At 62.2% G+C, this 19,570-nt stretch carries 15 protein-coding genes and 1 tRNA gene; 6 read left to right on the top strand and 10 right to left on the bottom strand.

Going from position 1 to position 19,570, the window contains the following annotated elements; translation table 11 throughout:
* The coding region (locus NW827_RS04355) for an ABC transporter ATP-binding protein (protein ID WP_414503373.1) at window positions 1–872 on the bottom strand (872 nt) is incomplete at its 3' end.
* 314 nt (window positions 873–1,186) lie between these two features.
* On the opposite strand from NW827_RS04355, the gene NW827_RS04350 reads away from it, so the two are divergent.
* A complete protein-coding gene (locus NW827_RS04350) occupies window positions 1,187–1,381 on the top strand; it encodes a hypothetical protein (RefSeq protein ID WP_414503372.1) in 195 nt (64 codons plus the stop codon).
* 99 nt (window positions 1,382–1,480) lie between these two features.
* Here the strand turns inward: NW827_RS04350 and argB are convergent, their stop codons facing one another.
* Both argB and pheT read right to left on the bottom strand, forming a co-directional pair.
* Entirely contained in the window at window positions 1,481–2,368 is an 888-nt protein-coding gene (gene argB / locus NW827_RS04345) for an acetylglutamate kinase (RefSeq protein WP_414360819.1), read from the bottom strand.
* Window positions 2,369–2,489: 121 nt separating this feature from the next.
* Window positions 2,490–4,961 carry a phenylalanine--tRNA ligase subunit beta gene (gene pheT, locus NW827_RS04340; protein WP_414404235.1) on the bottom strand — a complete coding sequence of 824 codons (2,472 nt, stop codon included), beginning with the start codon at window positions 4,959–4,961 and terminating at the stop codon, window positions 2,490–2,492.
* Window positions 4,962–5,519: 558 nt separating this feature from the next.
* Between pheT and NW827_RS04335 the strand changes: the two genes are divergently transcribed.
* Window positions 5,520–6,446, top strand: coding sequence for a D-isomer specific 2-hydroxyacid dehydrogenase family protein (locus tag NW827_RS04335; RefSeq protein WP_414503371.1), 927 nt, complete (start codon window positions 5,520–5,522; stop codon window positions 6,444–6,446).
* A 31-nt stretch (window positions 6,447–6,477) separates the two neighbouring features.
* On the opposite strand, the gene NW827_RS04330 is transcribed toward NW827_RS04335, so the two are convergent.
* The 4 genes from NW827_RS04330 to NW827_RS04315 form a co-directional block, all read right to left on the bottom strand.
* Window positions 6,478–7,590 (bottom strand): isocitrate/isopropylmalate dehydrogenase family protein, encoded by a 1,113-nt coding sequence (locus NW827_RS04330; protein WP_414360762.1) that lies wholly within the window; start codon window positions 7,588–7,590, stop codon window positions 6,478–6,480.
* Window positions 7,591–7,748: 158 nt separating this feature from the next.
* On the bottom strand, window positions 7,749–10,142 hold the full coding sequence (gene priA, locus NW827_RS04325; RefSeq protein ID WP_414360817.1) for a primosomal protein N': 2,394 nt from the start codon (window positions 10,140–10,142) through the stop codon (window positions 7,749–7,751).
* 29 nt (window positions 10,143–10,171) lie between these two features.
* Window positions 10,172–11,371, bottom strand: a complete 1,200-nt coding sequence (locus tag NW827_RS04320; protein ID WP_414360760.1) for a hypothetical protein — start codon at window positions 11,369–11,371, stop codon at window positions 10,172–10,174.
* 173 nt (window positions 11,372–11,544) lie between these two features.
* Window positions 11,545–11,617: transfer RNA gene (locus tag NW827_RS04315), tRNA-Ala, on the bottom strand.
* A gap of 354 nt (window positions 11,618–11,971) precedes the next feature.
* Here NW827_RS04315 and sppA point away from each other — a divergent pair.
* The 4 genes from sppA to pheA all read left to right on the top strand — a co-directional run bounded on the left by sppA (window position 11,972) and on the right by pheA (window position 15,730).
* The gene (gene sppA / locus NW827_RS04310) at window positions 11,972–13,012 is read left to right on the top strand and encodes a signal peptide peptidase SppA (RefSeq protein ID WP_414404238.1); all 1,041 of its coding nucleotides are present in this window, start codon (window positions 11,972–11,974) and stop codon (window positions 13,010–13,012) included.
* Window positions 13,013–13,051: 39 nt separating this feature from the next.
* Complete coding sequence (gene alr / locus NW827_RS04305) at window positions 13,052–14,374, top strand: alanine racemase (protein ID WP_414503370.1); 1,323 nt, start codon at window positions 13,052–13,054, stop codon at window positions 14,372–14,374.
* An 82-nt stretch (window positions 14,375–14,456) separates the two neighbouring features.
* Window positions 14,457–14,822: a late competence development ComFB family protein gene (locus NW827_RS04300; RefSeq protein WP_414360753.1), complete on the top strand. Its 366-nt coding sequence runs from the start codon at window positions 14,457–14,459 to the stop codon at window positions 14,820–14,822.
* An 11-nt stretch (window positions 14,823–14,833) separates the two neighbouring features.
* Window positions 14,834–15,730 (top strand): prephenate dehydratase, encoded by an 897-nt coding sequence (pheA, locus tag NW827_RS04295; protein WP_414404240.1) that lies wholly within the window; start codon window positions 14,834–14,836, stop codon window positions 15,728–15,730.
* Window positions 15,731–15,812: 82 nt separating this feature from the next.
* On the opposite strand, the gene NW827_RS04290 is transcribed toward pheA, so the two are convergent.
* The 3 genes from NW827_RS04290 to NW827_RS04280 all read right to left on the bottom strand — a co-directional run bounded on the left by NW827_RS04290 (window position 15,813) and on the right by NW827_RS04280 (window position 19,529).
* The gene (locus tag NW827_RS04290) at window positions 15,813–16,721 is read right to left on the bottom strand and encodes a sulfite exporter TauE/SafE family protein (protein WP_414404241.1); all 909 of its coding nucleotides are present in this window, start codon (window positions 16,719–16,721) and stop codon (window positions 15,813–15,815) included.
* A gap of 42 nt (window positions 16,722–16,763) precedes the next feature.
* The gene (locus tag NW827_RS04285; protein ID WP_414404242.1) at window positions 16,764–17,813 is read right to left on the bottom strand and encodes a Gfo/Idh/MocA family oxidoreductase; all 1,050 of its coding nucleotides are present in this window, start codon (window positions 17,811–17,813) and stop codon (window positions 16,764–16,766) included.
* A 90-nt stretch (window positions 17,814–17,903) separates the two neighbouring features.
* Complete coding sequence (locus tag NW827_RS04280; RefSeq protein ID WP_414404243.1) at window positions 17,904–19,529, bottom strand: phospholipid carrier-dependent glycosyltransferase; 1,626 nt, start codon at window positions 19,527–19,529, stop codon at window positions 17,904–17,906.
* Between the last annotated feature and the right edge of the window lie 41 nt (window positions 19,530–19,570).

Raw genomic sequence — 19,570 nt, 5'->3', positions numbered from 1 at the left:
ACCTGCTGTCCGCCCACCCACAGGAGAGCGGCCACCGCTAGCCACGCAACCCACTCCAAAACGGCAGAAAGGGCAGCGTCGTAGAAGATGGTCTGATCCACCTCTTGGATATAGCGCCGATTGGTGGCTTGAAAAATCTCGCTGTTGAGCCGCTCCCGGCGAAATAGTTGCACTACGGCAATGCCCAAGACGTTTTCTTGGATCCAAGCGTTGAGCTTGGAGAGCTCTTCCCGGGCGCGAGAGTTGGCGTCTCGGAAGCGACGCTGCAGCTCGAGGACAAGGGCGCTAATCGGCAGGACGATGAGGATCAGCAGTAGGCCCAGATCCCAGCGCTGGCTAAGCATCACCGCTGCAACGACTATCAGGGTAAACAGGTCGCTGACGATGCCAACCGCACCGGTGGAAAACACGTCCCCCAACGCTTCCACGTCACTGGTGAGGCGGGTAATGAGCTTGCCCACGGGGGTGCGATCGAAAAATTGCGCTGGCAGGGCCAGCACGTGGGCAAAGAGATCGTTGCGGATGTCGCGGGTCATCAACTGCCCCAGCTTTTGGCTGCTGTAGCCCTCCAGGGCCTGGAAAACCCAGCGGGCTAGCAGGGTGAGAACCAACAGACCCAAGTGGGGCCAGAGGCCGGCAAGGGGCCTGCTATCACCTTGGGCAAAGGCTTGGGCGATGGGGCCATCTAAGGCCCGCTGCAAGATTAAAGGCTGCACCGCATCCGCCAAGGCCAGGGGCGGCAAAAAGGCCAAGGCGGCCAGCAACAGCTTTAGGTGCCGCCGGGCATAGGGCCAGAGCAGCCGCAGCAACCGCCAATCGCTGCGGGGATCCCTGTGGGAAGCAGCAGCAGGAGGAAAGGGGGCAAGGCTCACTGACTCACACCCAAAAACGATGAAGGCAACAGATCTACTCTAAGCTCCCTCCCTGAGGAGGCTTAGCCCTCCCCCCTGTTCCCTCTCCCAGAGGGAGAGGGGGGTTGGGATTGCTATCCTGGAAGCTTGACGTTCAGGCCAAAGCCGTGCCCCACGAGGCCGCTGGGTCTCAGAAGCGCGGGATCCCGGTGGAAGCCTCAACCTCTCTTTGTGCAGAAGCTTAGCCGCTGGCCGCTGCGCCTTGCCGTGGCTTTGCATGTCCTCTCAGCCCTGGCCTTCTATGGCCTAGCAGTTGGGCAGGCTACCCCAGCACTGTGGCCGCTTTGCTGTTGACGGGGCTGCGCCTGGCCATCGGCGGCTACGAGTACTTGGCCGAATGTGGGGCCCAGCTGCCGGTACCCCGCGAAGATGCTCTTGAGCTGGCTGAGCAGGCAGCAGGCCCCATTCTTGGCTGCACCAAGAGAAAGAAACCCAGCGCTACCTGTCCCAAGAACTGGCCGTCCTCATAGCCCAACTGGGACAGTTCACGCCAGCAGCGAGTCCAACAAGAACCCGCCTAGCCGTAGCTTAGCGTGGATAGCCAATTCCTTAGCCAGGTGGGGGAGAGCCTAGCCGGCCCCATTGTTGAGCCTCTCCAACTGGGCGGAAAATTGAGAGGGGACAAGCTTAGTGCCCACGCCAGCATCGGTCAGCAGTTCCAAGAGCAGGGAATGAGGGGATCCGCCGTCTAGGATGTGGGCAGCCCGAACCCCTTGAGCCAGGGCGCGAATGCAACACTGCACCTTAGGGATCATGCCGCCCCTAACCACGCCGCTCTGGATTAACTGGCGGGCTGTCTCGATATCCAGGAGTGGAATTAGGGAGCTGGGATCGGCAGGGTCTCTGAGGATGCCGGGGGTGTCGGTGAGGAGGATTAACTTTTCGGCCCCCAAAGAGGCTGCCAGCTCCCCGGCCACCGTATCAGCATTGATGTTGTAGGCTTGGCCGGTCTCGTCGGCGGCTACGCTGGCAATGACTGGGATCTGGCTGCCCTCCAGTAGGGTGTGCAGCACCTGGGGGTTGACGCTGCTCACCTCCCCTACAAAGCCAATTTCCGCTCGGCCCTGGGAGCGAGCTCTAATGAGGTTGCCATCCCGGCCACACAGCCCCACCGCCGACCCGCCAGCCAGGCTAATCAACTGCACGATCTGTTTGTTAACCTTGCCCACCAGCACCATCTCCACCACCTCCATGGTGGCAGCATCGGTTACTCGCAGGCCATCGACAAACTTGAAGGGGATACCCAGCTTCTGCAGCCAACTGTTGATTTCCGGCCCCCCGCCATGCACCAGCACCGGCCGAATGCCGACACAGGCAAGAAAGACAATATCCCGTAGCACCTCAGCTCGGCGCTCCTGCTGCACCATGGCGGCGCCGCCGTATTTGATGACCATGATGCGCCCCTGGTACTGCTGAATGTAGGGCAGGGCTTCGATGAGAATCTGCGCCCGTGTCAGGGGATCGCAGGCTACAGCCTGAGGGCTGGTTGTTCCTGAAAGAGAGGCGTTGGTCTGCACGGCCAGGAGTCCCGTGGAAGACAAAAACTTCCAGAAGATCGTACTAGAAACTGACAGGCTGCTAGCTGCGCAAGGTAACCGGAAAGTGTTTCTCCAACTGGGCTCTTACTTGGTTTTGCGCAGCTTCCACCTCTGCCTCGGTGAGGGTGCGATCCAGAGCGCGATAGACCAGGCGGAAGGCGAGGCTGCGCTGCCCTGGTGGTACCCCCTGGCCCCGATATTCGTCAAAAAGCTGCACCGACTGCAGCAGAGGACCTGCCGCCTGGCGGATGACCTTCTCGATTTCCGCCACGGATAGCTCCAGCGGCGCAAAGAAGGCAATGTCTCGCGCCGAGGCGGGGAAAGGTGAAAAGGGAGAAAATTGTACCAGGCTCCGCCTCTCCAGGCCGGCCAGCAGGGGATCCAGATCCACCTCAAACCCATAAACCTCGTCCGGCAACCCCTTCTCCTGGCAGAGGCGGGGGTGCAACTGCCCGAAGATGCCGATGCGGGATCCCTCGATCCAGAGGCCAGCTTGCCGGCCGGGGTGCAACAGGGGCGATTGCGCCGCAGGGGGATCCGGACGAAACTCGGGGGCAAATCCCAGCCGCTCCAGGGCTGAGACCAAGAGCCCCTTGGCCTCAAACCAGTCCATGGGCTGGTTGGAGTGCCGCCAGTCGTTGGGGTTGAGATCCCCACCCAGAATGCCGCCCAGGTGTTCTGCCTCCTGGTAGGGCTCAGGGCTAGAGGGAGGGGCATAGTCGAAGACATGGCCAATTTCAAAAGCCTGTAGAGGGCCATTCCCCTGAGCCCAGTTGTAGCGGAAAGCCTCCACCAAGCCGGGCAGCAGCGCCTTGCGCACGGCCGAGTACTCTGGTGAAAGGGGATTGGCAATTTTCACTAGGGAGCTCTCTGCTTCTGCCGAGCAGAGGGAGATGTGGTACACCTCCGTCAGGCCAATGCCCCGCATCACCTCGCGAATTTGCCGAGTCAAAGCTTCCCGTGTAGAGAGGGATCCCACCTGCGGCTCCGTGGGCAGGGTTTCTGAGAAGCGGTCATAGCCGTAGAGGCGGGCAAACTCCTCAATGAGGTCGATCTCTCGCTCGATATCCCGCAATCGATGGGGGGGAACAGAGACCTGCCAGACGCAGCGGGCTACGCTCGCTGTCTCGGTAGCAGGGCCGGCCTTCGGGGCAGCTTCCTGACAAGGGGAAAGCTGAAAGCCCAGAGCCGACAAAATTTCCTCCACCTCCTCTGGCCGCACCTCCTCCCCCAGCACATCAATGAGCCGCGACAGCCGCAGCTGCAGGGTCCGCTCTAGCGGTGGCCGCTGGTCAAAGGTAGTGAGGCCAACCACCGAGCCTCCGGCCAGCTGCAAAATCAACTGCACCGCCCGATCCCGTGCCAGCTCAAGGGTAGCCATGTTCACACCCCGCTCATAGCGGGCGGAGGCTTCCGTGCGCAGTCCCTGCGAGCGGGCTGAGCGGCGCGTCACCACTGGGTCAAAGAGGGCCGCTTCCAGAAAAACCTTTGTGGTGGCCGCGTCCACCTCCGTCTCCGCTCCTCCCATGACACCGGCTAGGGCCACCGGGTGGCTGCCAGCAACGATGAGATGGCTTTCAGGCTGCAAAGTACGGGTTTGGCCGTCCAGGGTCTTCAGCGTTTCCCCCGCCTGGGCAAAGCGCACCTCAATGGTGGGCTCCTGCTTACCCATGACCTGCAGGAGGCGATCCCAATCGAAGGCGTGCAAAGGCTGGCCCCATTCCAGCAGGATGAAATTGGTAACATCTACAACATTGTTGATGGAGCGCATCCCGGCGGCGGCCAGGCGGTGTTTTAGCCAGTCGGGAGAAGGACCAACCTTGACCCCCTCAATCAGCACGCCGCTGTAGGCGGGGCAGGCTTTGGCGTCGGCAATGCGCAGTTTGAAGTCGGGGATGGGCTGGGCCCGCAGGGACTGTACTGGGGGCAGGCGCAGCGGATGGCGGGTGAGGGCGGCCACCTCGCGGGCAATCCCCACCATGCTCAGGGCATCGGCGCGGTTGGCGGTGGAGGTGAGATCCAGCACCACATCATCTAGGCCCAGGAGGGGGCGCACATCAGAGCCCAGCGGGTGGGCCTTGAGGTCCAGATCGGGCGGAAATTCGTGGATCCCTTCTGAGGTTTTCTCCAAGCCCAGCTCGGCCAGAGAACAAATCATGCCCTCCGAAAGCACCCCTCGCTTTTCTGCTTTGGCAATGGTCAGGTCCACAGCAGGCAAATGGGTGCCTGGCGTGGCTACAGCAACCAGCAGGCCAGGGCGGGCGTTGGCCGCTCCGCAGACAATCGTAGCTGGCTGCTTGCCCCCCAAATCCACCTGGCAAACCCGCAGCTTATCGGCATGGGGATGGGGCTCGACAGTCAGAATCTTGCCCAGAACCACCCCCTCTGCCCAACGGCGGCGGTCCTCGATTTCCTCCACTTCAAAGCCCACCATTGTGAGGGCTTCTGCCAGTTCTTCGGGGGAAAGCTCAAAGTCCACCAGTTCCCGCAACCACTTCAAGGAGATGCGCATCACGACTACAGCGTGCCAACGCCGCCCTCATTATCGCTTACTCCGCTCCCCTCTCAGCAGGACTCCTCCTCCCAAAGCGGGGAGACGGCCTGCGGAACTCTCCAAAGGCTGCGGCGGCGGTGCCGGGCTTGCGGTTCCTCCCTATCCCCCAGCAGCAAAAGTGGCCATCAGGATCAATGACAGCAGGATCCCTGGAAAGAGCAGCGCTATTAGGGTCAGAAACTCAGAAAGGGTCATGGCGCAGAGGTAAGCAGAGGCAGTACTTCTCAACCTAGACCCTCCCCATTGCCCCTCCCTCCTCCTTTTGGGATCCCTTAACCCTCTTTTACCCCAATGCGTGACAAGTCCCGTCCTACCTGGTTTACCTTTGGCGGGCTATGGGCTTTTAATGGTCTTGCTGCCGCCTACGGCAGGGTGGGAGTAGCCAGCAGGCCCTCGGTCCAGGAGCTCACCGTTTGCCTCAGGAGGAGGGAGCCCTTAGCAACTGTGCGGTAGGCATCCCCCCTTGAGGGCGGCAAGGAGGTCAAAACGGAGGAAAGCCCTTCTCCACCAGCTGCAATGGGCATTCAAGGCAAGCGCATTGCTGTTGAGCCGGCTGATCTTCGCCCCTGGCTGAAGGCAGCAGTCTTGGCGGGGGGTGGCGAAATTGTGCCCCTATCCGAAGCAGAAGCCTTGGTCTGGACCGATGGCTTCGATGTACCGAGTTTAAGGCGTTGCCTAGCAGAGGGCCAAGGGATCCGCTGGGTGCAGTTGCCCTGGGCAGGGGTAGAGCCTTTTGCCCAAGCGGGTATTCTGGATCCTGCCTATGTGTGGACCTGCGGCAAAGGAGTGTACGCTCAGGCGGTGGCCGAGCATGCCCTGGCCCTCACTTTGGCCGGCCTGCGGGATCTCAAGCAGCGCGCTCTGGCCCAGACGTGGCAGCCGGGATCCGGCACCAGCCTCTGGGGCAGCCGCGTGGTTATCTTTGGGGCGGGGGGCATTGCCCAGGCGCTGATCCAGTTGTTACAGCCCTTCCGCTGCTCCGTTGACGTGGTGCGGCGCAGGGCGGATCCCTTGCCAGGAGCTAGCCGGGTGGTGACCCTGGCAGAGCGGCAGGCGGTGCTGGCAGGAGCGGATGTGGTGATCCTGGCCTTGGCCCTCACCCCCGAGACAGAGGGGATCATTGCCCGGCCAGAGCTGGAGCAGATGGGATCCGGCTGCTGGCTGGTCAATGTGGCCCGCGGGAAACATATCGTAACTGCAGATCTGGTAAGCGCCTTGCAGGAAGGGATCATTCGAGGCGCTGCCCTAGATGTTACAGACCCAGAGCCGCTGCCGGAGGGACATCCCCTCTGGCGCTTGCCCAATTGCCTCATTACCCCCCACACGGCCATCACCGACGCCATGATTGTCCCTGCCCTCTCCGAGCGGGTGCGGGAAAACGTGCGCCGCTTTCGGCTGGGAGAACCCTTGCTGGGGGTGGTGGATCCGGTTCTGGGTTACTGAGCCCTCACCCTCTCCCGAGGGAAGCAGGGATCTAGGACTCGATGGGAATAGGATCCCGGCCCTCATGGGGGGCCATCTCCTGCACGCGGGCGGCAATAGCCTCAGCCATCTCCTGGGTGCCGACGGGCTCCCCTTGCGCCAGGTCGTAGGTGACGTACTTGCCTTCGGCAATGACCGACCGCACTGCCGCTTCTACCCTCGCGGCAGCTTCCCGCTCGCCCAGGTAGCGCAGCATCATGGCGCCGGAGAGGATAAGGGCAGAGGGGTTGACCTTGTTTTGGCCGGCGTACTTGGGCGCCGAGCCGTGGATGGCCTCAAAAACTGCAATCCCATCCCCAATGTTGGCCCCCGGCGCCACCCCCAGCCCCCCAATCATGCCGGCGCACAGATCCGAGATAATATCCCCATAAAGATTGGTGAGTACCAGCACATCGTAGAGCTGGGGCTTTTGCATCAGTTGCAGGCACATGTTGTCGACAATGCGATCTTCAAACTCGATGTCGGGGTACTCCTGGGCCACCTCCCGTGCCACCTGCAAAAACAGGCCGTCGGTAAACTTCATGATGTTGGCTTTGTGAACGGCCGTTACCTTTTTGCGGCCGTTTTGGCGGGCATATTCAAAAGCAAACTTGACAATGCGACGGCTGCCAAACTCCGAGATGGGTTTGATGCCAATGGCAGATCCCTCGCGGATGAACTTGCCAGAAAGACGCATCATCTCCTCGCGAGCGTGGGCTGCTTCGGGGGTGCCTCGCTCGAACTCGATCCCGGCGTAGAGATCCTCGGTGTTTTCCCGCACCACCACCAGGTCAACGTTTTGAAAGGGGCTTTTGATGCCGGGGATGGACTTGGCCGGGCGCAGGTTGGCGTAGAGATCCAGCTCTTTGCGGATGGCTACATTGACTGAGCGAAAGCCCGTGCCTACAGGGGTGCCGATGGGCCCTTTGATGGCCACTCTGGTTTCCCGGATGGACTCCAACACCTGCGGTGGCAAAGGCGTGCCGTATTTCTCAATCACCTCTACCCCTGCTTCTACTCGGATCCACTCCAAGTCCACCCCGGTGGCCTCCAGGACTGTGGTCATTGCCCTGGTTACTTCCGGGCCAATGCCATCGCCGGGGATCAACGTTACACGATAGGCCACAAATCCTTCTCCTCCCAGGATTGACGCTGGCAGCTTGACGGGATCCCGCCTAGCGCCGGCCTTTGACCCGTGGGGGATCCCTGAGCTTAAACGAAGCTTAAACGACTATAAAACAGGTTGGGGCCATCCAACGCCAAGCTGCGGCAAAACTGCCGCCCCTAGAGGATCCGCAGCGGATCCACATCGAGGCTGACGCGAATCCCCTGGGGGATAGATCCAAGGGCGCTGCCCAGGTGGGCCGCAATCTGGGCGCGATCCCAGGGCTGATCGGGAAGCTGTTTGAGGAGGATCTGCCAGCGGTAGCGGCCGGCAACCCGCTCCACTTGGGCCGGTCCTGGCCCCAACACCTCCGCCGGGATCCCCTGCAGGCCCTCAGCTAGGCGGCTGCAGTAGCGCTCCAGAACCTCCAGGCGGCTGCTGCTCAAGCGCACCAAAATCAGGGCCCGATAGGGGGGATAGCCCCCCTCTTGGCGTTGGCGCAGCTCGGCCTGGACAAAGCCCTCGTAGTTGTGGGCCAGCACCGCTTGCAAGATGGGGTGCTCTGGCAAATAGGTCTGGATAATTGCCTGGCCCGGCAGGGATCCCCGTCCTGCCCGGCCCGCCACTTGGGTCAGGAGTTGAAAGGTACGCTCGCCAGCGCGGTAGTCAGGCTGGTGCAGCAGTCCATCGGCGGCCACCACCCCCACCAGCGTTACCTGGGGGATGTCCAGCCCCTTGGTGAGCATCTGGGTGCCCACCAGCACCTGCGCTTTGCCGCTGCGAAACTGCTCCAGCAAGTCCCGGTGGGATCCCTTGCGGCGAGTGGCGTCGCTGTCGTAGCGCAGGATCCCCAGCTGCGGCCAGTGCTGCTGCAGCACTTCCACCACCTTCTGGGTGCCAGTGCCGAAGTGCTTGAGGTAGGGCGAGCCACAGGCAGGGCAGCGCTGGGGATGGGGTTGGCGGGCGCCGCAGTAGTGACAGCGCAGCTCTTGCCCGCCCTCCACGTGAAAGGTGAGGGAGACATCGCAATGGGCGCAGGTGAGGACAAAGCCGCAACTGCGACAGAGGACAAAGGTGCTGTAGCCGCGGCGGGGCACAAAGAGGATGGCCTGTTCCCCCCTGTCCAAAGTCTCCTGCAGAGCTTGTTGCAGGCGGCGGCTGAGAATGCTGCGGTTACCGGCCTGCAGCTCCTGGCGCATATCCACCAGCTCCAGGTGGGGCAGGGTGGCCGGGATCCCCGCCTGGGGGATGCGCTGCGGCAAAGAGAGGCGAACCCAGCGCTGCGGATCCTGCAGGTGGGCGGCGTAGGTTTCCACCGCCGGTGTAGCGCTGCCTAAAACCAAGGGACAGTTGGCCAGCTCGGCCCGCCACTCCGCCACCTGGCGGGCGTGGTAACAGGGCTGGGGCTGATCCTGCTTGAAGCTGTCATCGTGCTCCTCGTCCAAAACAATCAGGCCGAGATTGGCCAAAGGGGCAAACACCGCCGAGCGGGTGCCGATCACCACCTGGGGAGCAGAGACCAACATCTGCCGCCAGAGGTCGTAGCGCTCCCCTGCCGAGAGGCCGCTGTGGTAAGTCCACACGCGGGATCCCAGCCGCGCCCGAAAGCGATCCGTCAGTTGCGGGGTAAGACCAATCTCCGGCACCAGCACCAAGGCCGACCGCCCCTGCTGTAGCACCTGGGCAATGACTTGCAGGTAGACCTCCGTCTTGCCAGAGCCGGTGACCCCGTGCAGCAGAAAGCGTTGGTTTCGCCCCAGGGCTTGCTGGATGGCCGCCACTGCCTCGGCCTGGGCTGGCGTCAGAGGCTTGGGCCAATCTTTCTCCACAGGCCGGCCGGCCTCCCCCAGCCGCAGCAGAGGTCGCTCGTAGAGGTGCACCCGGCCTTTGCGGGCCAGGCTCTGCAACACTGACCGGCTCACCCCCGCTAGGCGCTCCCACTCGACCAGCAGCAGCTCCCCCCCCTTTTGCTTGAGGATCTGCAGCGCCTTCTGCTGGGGCAGGCTCAGCCCCTCCAGCGAGTCCTCCACTAGGGTGGCCGCCTGTTGGGTTTTCACCCTGCCCCCCTGCTGCTCCTGCCAGAAGCTCTCCACCCAACCCCGCCGCTGCAGCTCCCGCAGAGCCACCTCGGCGCCGGGCAGCTGCTGCTGGAGGTAACGCCAAGACAGCTCCCCCCCCTTCTCCTGGAGCAGCCGCAGCAAAGCCTGGGCAGCCGGCGAACATTCCCCTTGCGGGGATCCAACCAGGCGGATCCGCCGCTGGGAGCGGCTCAGCAAGCCCGGCGGCAAAACGGTGCGCACCACCTGCGCCAGAGGAGTGAGATAGTAATCGGCTACCCGCTGCAGCAGAGGCCAGAACTCCTGGGGCAGGATCCCCTTGGCCACCACCGCCTCGATTGCCCGCACTGACTGGGGATCTACCCCTGCCGGCAACTCGGTGCGCCAGCCCAGGGCCACTGCTCCCACCACCTGCTGGCCAAAGGGAACTCTGAGGAGATCGCCAGCCTCCGGCTCCCATCCCTCCGGCACGCGGTAGATAAAGCACCCCCCCAAGCGAGGATGATCCACCCACACCTCCAACCAGCGGGGAGGAGCGGAATCCCTCACGGACGGGGCAAAAACCGCGGCAGGTCTACCGCTTGCCTCCCGGCCCGAGCCAGCAGAGGTCGTGGCTGAGGCACAGGCTTAGCGGCCTGGAGGGGGGCAGGAGACTTGGCTCCCCTTGGCGTGTCGCCCACCTTGGCCACCCTATCAACCTGAGACGGAATCTCCAGACCTCTGCGCTCTAGGGCTGCCTTCAGGCTAAGCACATGCATTTGTTGCTGCTCGTACTTCTCTTTCAGGGCGCGGTTCTCTTCTAAAAGAGCCGCTCGCTCTGCCTGCAGAGCCTTCACCTGGGCCTCCAAGGCTTCGGTTTGTTCCTGTAAATGGGCAATGGCCACCTGGGCAGAGCGCCACTGGGATTGCCTAGCAGATTGTTCGGCAAGCTGCTCCAAAGCCGCTTGGAGCTGCCGCTCCAACTCCTCAAGATGCTGCTGGGCCTGGGTGTACTGCTTCTGCCAGCGGGCAATTTCCTCCTGGGCTTGGGAGAGGGCCGCCTCTAATTCCTGCCGTTGCTCCTGCCAGCGCTGCTGCGCTTCCGCCTCCGTCTCAGCATAGCCTGCTAGCCGCGCCTCAAGGCGCTCCCGTTCTTCCTGCCAAGCGGCCCGCTGCTCGTTGTAGAGAGCCCGTAGTCCGCTCAGCTCTGCCTGCGCTTCCGCCAGTTGGGTGCGGGCCAAAGAAAGCTCGGCCTTGAAGCGCTGCAGCATCCCCCCCCGTCTTTCGGCCAGATCCTGGGCTTCCAGCAGCGACGCCTGCAGCTCCTGCTGACGGTGTTCCCACTGACGGCGCTCCTGGGCATGGGCCAGCCGTAACTGCTCGATCTGCTCCTGTAAGGCTTCGATGTCTTGGCGCTGCCGCTCGTTGAGGCGTTGTCGTGCCGCCAGCTGAGCTTCTTGCTCCGAGAGCTGAACCTTTTGCTCTGCCAGGGTTTGTTGCAACTGCTGCAGGGCGCGTTCCCGCTCCTGCAGCTGAGTGCGCAGGGCTTGGACTTCAGCCTGCAGATTTTGAAGAGTGTGCTGCTCCTGCAGCTCCCCTGGAGCTTCGGCTAGCCAAGACTGCAACTGCTGCTGCCGCAGGGTCAAAGGAGGGGCTGCCGGGGGATCCGCCTCTGGTTGGGCAAGCGGAACAGCCTCCCGAGCCAACTGGCCAGCCTGAGCCTCGGGAAGGGTGGGATCCGGGTCGCCTGAGGAGGGAACACGCATAGGTAAAGGGAGACGAAGCTTCCTGAAGTATAGGGAGATTTTCTGCTTGGTTCAAGCCAGAGGGCGAAGCTTCATGGCCTCCCGCCCCCCACTTTGCAGACCAGCTACGGCAACCTTGGCCCTCTCCGAGAGTCTCTCCCCACCTCTCTTCCCTCCCCTAACTGCTTTGGCAATGGAGCTTAGCGGACTCGAACCGCTGACCCCTTCAATGCCATTGAAGTGCTCTACCAACTGAGCTAAAGCCCCGAGACTAAAGTCAAAGGGTTCGACAGTAGCATCCCCCTCTACCCAATTCTAGCCTAGAGAAGCAGCTCTGCTGATGCAAGAAGCTTGGCTTTCCTGGGAAATAGCTGCCCTCTTGACCAAGCACCTAATCGGGGGCAAGCCTTATTCCTCCTTCGGACTTCTCCAGGCACAAGCCTCGGCCTATCCTGCCGTAGGCTGCTTTAGGTGGCAGTAGCCAGTATACTACAACTGCTTGACTGTCCGCACTACCCTTCCCCTGCTTGCCTGCAGAGGACGGGGCCAGTTGTGCCTTGGGGTCAGTCGCTCCAGAAGCTTGCCGAGTGATAGAACAGAGTCAGTGACAAGGGGGAGCCTGTGACCCAGGAAAGTCAGCTGAACCGCATTTTGGCGGCTGCTTTGCTAGTGGTTTGCCTCATTGCAGCCCTGATTGGCAGCAGGCGACCTGCTGCCGAGTCGACTCGAGGGGGAGTTGGTCTAGAGACTCCTCGGGGGGCGGATCGCATTGAGGTGGTCACCCTCGAGGGCCCAATAGGCGGCCTGCGCCGCTCGGCCTTGGTGGGCTTGCCCCTCTCCCCTTTGGAGCAGTTGCAAGAGGCGGTTGAGGATAGCACGGTCAAAGCCGTCCTGCTGCGCATCAACAGTCCTGGGGGGGCCGTGGGATCCAGCCAGGAACTCTACCGCGCCGTCACCGCCCTGCGGGAGGCCGGTAAGCCGGTGATCGCCATTCTGGAAGACATTGCCGCCAGCGGCGGCTACTACGTGGCCAGTGCTGCCGACAAGATCTACGCCAACCCGGGTACTCTGACGGGCAGCATAGGAGTGATCATCAGCAGCCTTAACTTCGGCAAATTGCTCGAAAACTACGGCATAGAGCCGCAGACCTTCAAAACCGGCGAGTACAAAGATATTCTTTCCCCTTTCCGTGCTGCTACCCCCCAGGAACAACGTCTGCTGCAAGAGCTGGTCGAGGACACTCTCGACCAGTTTGTTCGCGATGTGGCCCGTGGGCGCCAACGCTTGCCGGAAAAAGGCGCAGAGGCGGTGCTGGATGCAGAGATGATCGCGCGGCGGCAGAGTCTGGATGAGGCCCGCGTGCGCCAGTTGGCTGATGGGCGCCTCTTTACTGGGGCCCAGGCGGTGGAGCTGGGCCTGGTGGATGCCTTGGGAGGATATACCGAAGCCGTGGAGGATCTGCGGCGGATGACGGGGGATCCCTCCTTGTCACCAGCAGGGGAGAGAGATCCGCTCCAACGCGCGCTGCGGCGGCTATTGAGCCAAGGACTGCCTTTGCAAGGGCAAAGTCTCTGGCCAGCTCACTTGGGGGAGAACGACGCGGTGGCCGGGATCCCGGAAGTGCCGCTGCTGTGGATGGCACCGGGCTGGACTTTGCGCTAAATCTAGCACTGATGCATTGGCCGGGTGTGAGGGGAAGCTGTGGATCAAGAATTGTCCACGCCGGACGACGCTGCTGGGCTGGTGGCGGCAGTGCCTAGCCCTCTGGCTACGGCGTCTGCCCCGTGGAGCCAGAGGGAGGCCCTGGGCCAGGGATCCCAGGAGGCGGATCCCCTTGGCAAGACGAGGCTCTGGCCGGATTGCAACCTAGAGCGGGAGTTGCTGACCAGCCGGGCGTGGGTGGAAATTGACGCGGCCCAGTTGCGAGAAAACCTAAGGCTGTTGCAGGCCCGCCTGGGCTCAAATGTGGAGATCTGGGCAGTGGTCAAGGCCAATGCCTACGGCCATGGAGCTCGTTTGGTGGCTCCCCTGCTGGTGGCTGCCGGGGCCAAGGGGCTGTGTGTGGCTACCCTGGCCGAAGGGATCGAGCTGCGCCAGATAGGCTTACAGGCTCCCATCCTGGTTCTAGGTGCTTTGAATACCTGGGCGGAGCTGCAGCAGGCCATGGCTGCGCAGCTAGAGGTCAGCCTCACCCGGGCTGAGCAAATCCCCCTGCTGCGCCAGGTGGCCTGCTGGGCTGGGCGACCAGTTCCGGTGCACGTCAATGTCGATACGGGCATGACCCGCCTGGGGATCCCTTGGCAGGAGGCTGCCGCCGTATGGGGGCAGATCTGCCGGATCCCCGAGCTGGAGGGCCGTAGCCTATTTTCCCACTTCGCAACAGCAGATGAGCCCGATTCTCCAGTAATGGCCCTGCAGGAGGCCCGCTTTGCCCAGGTGGTGGAGCAGATCCGCCAGGCCGGGGATCCCTTGCCCCCCCTGCATCTGGATAACTCTGCCGGCGCCCTCACCCGTCTTCACTACTCCCGCGTGCGGCTGGGGTTAGCCCTCTACGGCTTGTCTCCTGCCCCGCACCTGCAGGTGCCGGGGCTGAGACCAATCCTGCGCCTCAAGGCGCGGCTGACCCACATCCAAACCGTACCTGCCTACACCGGCGTCAGCTACGGACACCGCTACATCACTTCCCGGCCCAGCCGCATTGCCACCCTAGCCATTGGCTACGCCGACGGGATCCCAAGGCAGCTTTCCGGCTGGCTGCGGGGGTGGGTGCGGGGCGGCCTCATCCAGCAGGTGGGCACCATCACCATGGATCAGTGCATGTGGGATGTAACCGAGAGGCCAGACGTCCAGGTGGGGGATGAGGTAGAACTGCTGGGCTCTCACGTAGAGAGGATGGGCTTATCCATCCAGGATTGGGCCGAACAGGTGGGCACCATTTCCTACGAACTGCTGTGTGGGCTTTCTGCCCGCCTGCCGAGGATACTCGTCAACGAAGGGGCCGCTAGCAGTAGCCCTGTTTGCTGAGCTGGGTACGCTAGACGGTAGGAGATCCCGGCTGGAAGAGAGGCGGGGACAATTCGCCATCGGCAATGGAAAGGAGGCAGCCATGGAGGCACGCAAGCCCCTGAGGAGGCTGGAAAATCAAATGGAGCGGGCTGTCCTAGAAGTCGTGAACGAGATGCTGCTTCTAGAAAGCCAGCAGCGTTACTGCTTCTGCGAGCGATTCTGTCACGATGCTGCCGCCCTGGCCCTCAACAACCTCCCGCCTCGCTACGCCACCAGCTTTGAAGGCTCCATCTCCACTCTGGAAGCTATCCAAGCGGATCAAGAGCTGCAGAGGCAAATTCGCCTGGAGGTGGCGAAGGCGATGGACAGGGTGGCAGCCAATCCCCGCTGTCCAGAGCCTAACTGCCCGCTGCTACAGAGGGAGGCTGAGACGGTAGAGTTAGAGCTAGCTCCCAGCGATACTTGACTGACTAAGGGATGGCTGCAGTTGTCTCCCCTGTGCCAGTAGCTTTTCTAGGCCCTGCCGGAACCTATACGGAGTTGGCCGCTCTGCTGGCCTGTCCCGAGCAGCCCCATCTGCACAGCCAGGGATCCCACCCCCTGGTGCCCTACCCCACCATTGGCGCCTGCTTGGAAGCCGTGGCTAGCGGCGAGCAAGCCTGGGCGGTGGTGCCGGTGGAAAACTCCGTTGAGGGCGGGGTCTCCATGACCCTGGATGCCCTCTGGCAACTGGAGGGGCTGAGCATTCGCCAGGCGCTGATCCTGCCGATCCGCCATGCCCTCATCGGCTGTGCTTCGGCCTTGGAGCAGATTGAGCAGGTTTATTCCCATCCCCAAGCCTTGGCCCAATGTCAGGCGTGGCTGCGATCCCATCTGCCCCGGGCCACTTTGATCCCGACCCGGTCGACTACCGAAGAATTGGATCGGCTGCGAGGACAGCCCAAGGCTGCCGTCATCGCCTCAGAGCGGGCCGCTGAGCTCTACCAACTGCCGGTCTTGGCCTGCCCAATCAACGACCACCCGGATAATTGCACTCGCTTTTGGGTGGTGGGCCGCCACGGATCCTCACCCGGAGGATCCCATACTTCCTTGGCCTTTAGCCTGCCCCACAATGTGCCAGGGGCCCTGCTGAAGCCGCTACAGGTCTTTGCGGAGCGGGGCCTCAATATGTCGCGCATCGAGTCGCGCCCCACCAAGAAATCGGCGGGTACCTACGTCTTCTTTGTTGATCTGGAGAACCCGGCCGGCCAGCCCTACCTAGATGCAGAGGTAATTGCTGCTCTGGAAGCGATTGCAGAGACCCTAAAGCTTTTTGGCAGCTACCCCGTCCACGACCTCTGCAAGTCCAGTGAGAGCCTTTCCCTCGCCTCCTAGCGCCAGCTTCAGAGGCTTCCCAAGGGCGGCCACCAGCGAGTTTTTCCCCATAAGGAGGGCAAGGCGTTGAAGTGAGGAATAGCTACTGGTTGTCCAGGGCCTGGTAGTTCTGCCAGGCTTGCCAAAAAACATAGAGGGAAAGCCCAGCAAGAAAGGTTCGGAAAAGCAAGCTGACAATCTCATCCGGCAGCTTGGGCAGGGTGCGGGTACTGATCTGGACGCCCACCAACCCCCCTGTTCCTAGGATTAGGCCTGGGATCCAGAGCACATTCTGGCGGATGGTGCCATCTCCAAAGCCGAGAGCGTTCGCCATCCAGTTGCCCAGGCCCGCATGGCCGAGGGTAGCGGCAGTTGCCGTGAGAACAATTGCCCCCAAGCTGGTTTGGATGGCCACCTTGAGGCTTTCCCCCAACAGCAGGATCTGCAGGGGCACCAGGATGAGGCCACCGCCGAGGCCAAAAAGCCCCGCCAACAAGCCAGCAGCGCCACCGGTGAGGGCGCGGGCCAGCCACAGCGGCATCTGCCTGCCGGCAGTAACAACTGGCCTCTCCAACGCTTGGGCGTGGGCGACCACGGTTTTGCGCAGCTCCACCAGGTAAAGGTTTGCCAGCAACAGCACCCCAAAGGCCGCTAGTAGCAGATAGCTAGGCAGGTAACTGGCAAGGAGCGCCCCTCCCTGCGCTGTAACCAGAGCCGGGATCCCTAGCAGGATCACCCGTTTGGGATCCAACATCCCCATGCGCCAGTTGTGGAGGCTGCCCGCCAGGGAGGTGAGGAGAATGGAAAAGTTGCTGGTGGCCACCGCCTGCAGCGGCGGGATCCCCAAGCTCACCTGCAAGGGCACCAAGATTGTCCCGCCGCCAATGCCCAAAAAACCGGCCAGGATCCCTGCCGCCAGGCCGCCAATTGCCAAGGCCAACCCTTCCTCTACCACGATTGCTCGACCTTGCCTCTCCACCAAGCCTTTGCCATCCTCGCCCTCCCCACCCATGACCGGCTGGCAGAAGATACCGCCTGAATACCGGCGGCAAAGTTAAGACAAAAAGCTCCGGCAGGGCTTGGCCTCCCTCCAGGCGCATCCATCTAAGGCGATCCGCTCCACCTCAGAAGCCAACTTCAAGGCCTTCAGGGCCTGCTCCCCGCCCACCGACGGCTGATTGCCCCCCCGCACACAGTTGATAAAGTGCTCCAGCTCAGCATGGAGCTTGTCAATAGGTTCGATGTGAACCTTCTCGATGAGGCAATCCCGCTGGTAGGATCCCTGGCCGTAGTCGCTGCTGCTGCCTCCCTGGCGGTAGATGGAGATCTCGTTGTGCAGAAAGTCGGCCTCCACGAGGGCATTTTTGCAGTGGACGGCAATTTTGCGCACCTTGCGGTGGGTGACCTTGCTGGCGGTGAGAGTGGCGATGGCGCCGTTGGCAAAGGTGAGGGTGGCAGTGACGTAGTCCAGGTAGCCCAGCTTGGAGGCGCGGTTGCCGCTGGCAGTAATCTGGGTTACAGGGGAAGGGATCAGCTCCAGCAACAGGTCAATGTCGTGGATCATCAGGTCAAACACCACCGACACATCGCTGGCGCGGTCGGAATAAGGGCTAAGGCGATGGGCCTCAAAGGCCAGCGGTTCTTCGCGCTGCAAAACTTGCCCCAGCCTTTGAAAAACAGGGCTGAAGCGCTCAATGTGTCCCACCTGCAGAATACAATTGCAGTCGGCGGCGCGGTTGACTAGGGATTCTGCCTCAGCAATGCTGGCGGCAATGGGCTTTTCAATTAACACGTGCACCCCCGCCTCCAGGCAGGCCATACCCACCTCGTGGTGAAGAACGGTGGGAACGGCAATGGCAACAGCGGCCACGTGGGGCAGCAGTTCCCGGTAGTCTTCGTAGAAGTGAACCCGATAGCGGCTGGCTACATCCAAGCCCCGCTCCACATTGATGTCAGCCACGCCCACCACTTGCACATCCTTCATCAAGCTAAAGACGCGGGCGTGGTGCTGGCCCATGTTGCCGACCCCAATGACGCCCACAGGGACTGGCTGCCCGGGGTAACGGCGGGGAGAGTTGGTAGGACGCGGGCAGGATCGAGCCATAGGTTACCACTACCTCCACCACAAGCGCTTAACAAACCACACCCCGCCTCTGGGCAAAAAACAAACTGCCCAAAGCTTACCATGCCCTCCTCAAATCCAGTTCAAGCCGGGGACAGGCGGCAGGCGCAGGGGTGCTCGCTCACAGGCCTGGGGGCTAAAGCAAAAGAGCGGGGTCGGCGTGGGGCGAAACCACATGCGGGCATAGAACCCACTGGGGCTCAGGGGGAGGCCAAACCAAATCGGGAAAAAGAAGACAAAAGAAGCCAAGACCAAGCCCACCGCCGTCAGGCTCACCCTCCGCCAGAAGCGACGAGAGTGCCGCCAGCCCAGCAGTACCAGCCAGGCCAGGGCCAGTGTGCTAAAGGCCAGAGCACTCATGTAGTGGTAGATGAAAACGCAGCGGCTAACGATAAACCAGGGTAGGTAGTTGGCTGCATAGCCAATGAGGATAAAGGCTTCTAGGCCGTGGAAGCGGCGGATCCCGCGCCAGACCAGTACCAAGATCGACCCCGTCCCCAGCCACCACAGCCAGGGATTGCCCAGGCCATGGACAACTCGCCAGAGATTGCCCTGGGTGCTGAAGTAGTAGCCCACTGGGCGGCCCATAATCGGCCAAGACCAGGCCCCTGCCGAGGCCAAGGGGGTGGTTAGCCAAGGGCGCAGTGCCGGAAACCAGGCCACCAGGGAGCGCAAGCTGGTGGAGCAATAGGGGTGAACAGGGGTGTTTTCATCTACCACGAGGTCAGCATGCAGGTGCCCGCTGTAAACCGCCTGATTGATGAGCACCAGGGATCGAAAGTAGTTCTGGATCCCCGTCCAGCTCCAGTCCAGGGTTAGCCCCTGCTGCGGGTTAAGCTGCAGGTGGGGGATCCACTGGATGGCGTAGAAAGCCAGCGGCGCAAGGACAAAGCAAAAGGCGTAGTGCCACCAGCGCAGGTGGCGGATTTGGATCAAAATGCCCAAGCGGGGGATCCACTGCGGGCGCAGCCAGACCACCCCCCAGACGAGGATCCCCAGCAGGGCAAACATGAAGGCAAACCAGAGGCCATTCCACTTTACCGAAGCCGCTGCCCCCAGCAGGATCCCAGAAGCCGTCAGGTGAGCGGCCCGTTGCCAACCGCGGCGTTCCAGCCCGCTCAGCAGCAAAACGGTGGCCGCTAGGCCAAAGGCCACCAAGTACACGTTAATCAGGCCAAAGCGGGACTCCACCAGAAACAGCCCGTCGCTTAGGAGCAGCACCCCACTCAAGAGGGCAAAGCCCACATGGTAAGTAAGGCGATAGGCCAAGCCAGTAAGCAAAAGTGGAATTAAGGATCCACACAGGGCGGTGGCCAGGCGAAAGCCCCACTCGTTGCGGCCAAAGAGCTGGATGCTGAGGGCAATGAAGTACTTCCCCAGCGGCGGATGCACGTCGTAGAAGGGTTTGCCGTCGAGGTAATTTTGGGCAAACTGGGGAAAATACACCTCGTCAAACACCGGCGCCGGCAACTCGGCCAGGCGCCAGAGGCGCAGCCCCAGGCTCACTAGAAAGATAGCGAGCGCCCCCCCCAACAGCCAGCGGCGGTCTCCCGCTGGCCCAATTGCCGCCGCAGTAGAAGCAGCCGTCTCTAGCTCTGGAAAATGGCCGGCAGCTACCCCCTCGTGGGCGGAGGCAGCCAGGGGCGGGTTGTCCCTTTCCGGCCTTGTGGGTTGGGGAGGGTGGGGTTCTGAGGTCAAGGACGGGAACGGCAGCAAGGATCCTCAGTGCTACTTTAACC

The organism is Synechococcus sp. H70.1 (genome assembly GCF_047502705.1).
GTDB lineage: Bacteria > Cyanobacteriota > Cyanobacteriia > Thermostichales > Thermostichaceae > Thermostichus.
Note: the sequence above shows the minus strand (reverse complement) of the source record. Positions and strands in the feature narration are given on the sequence as shown.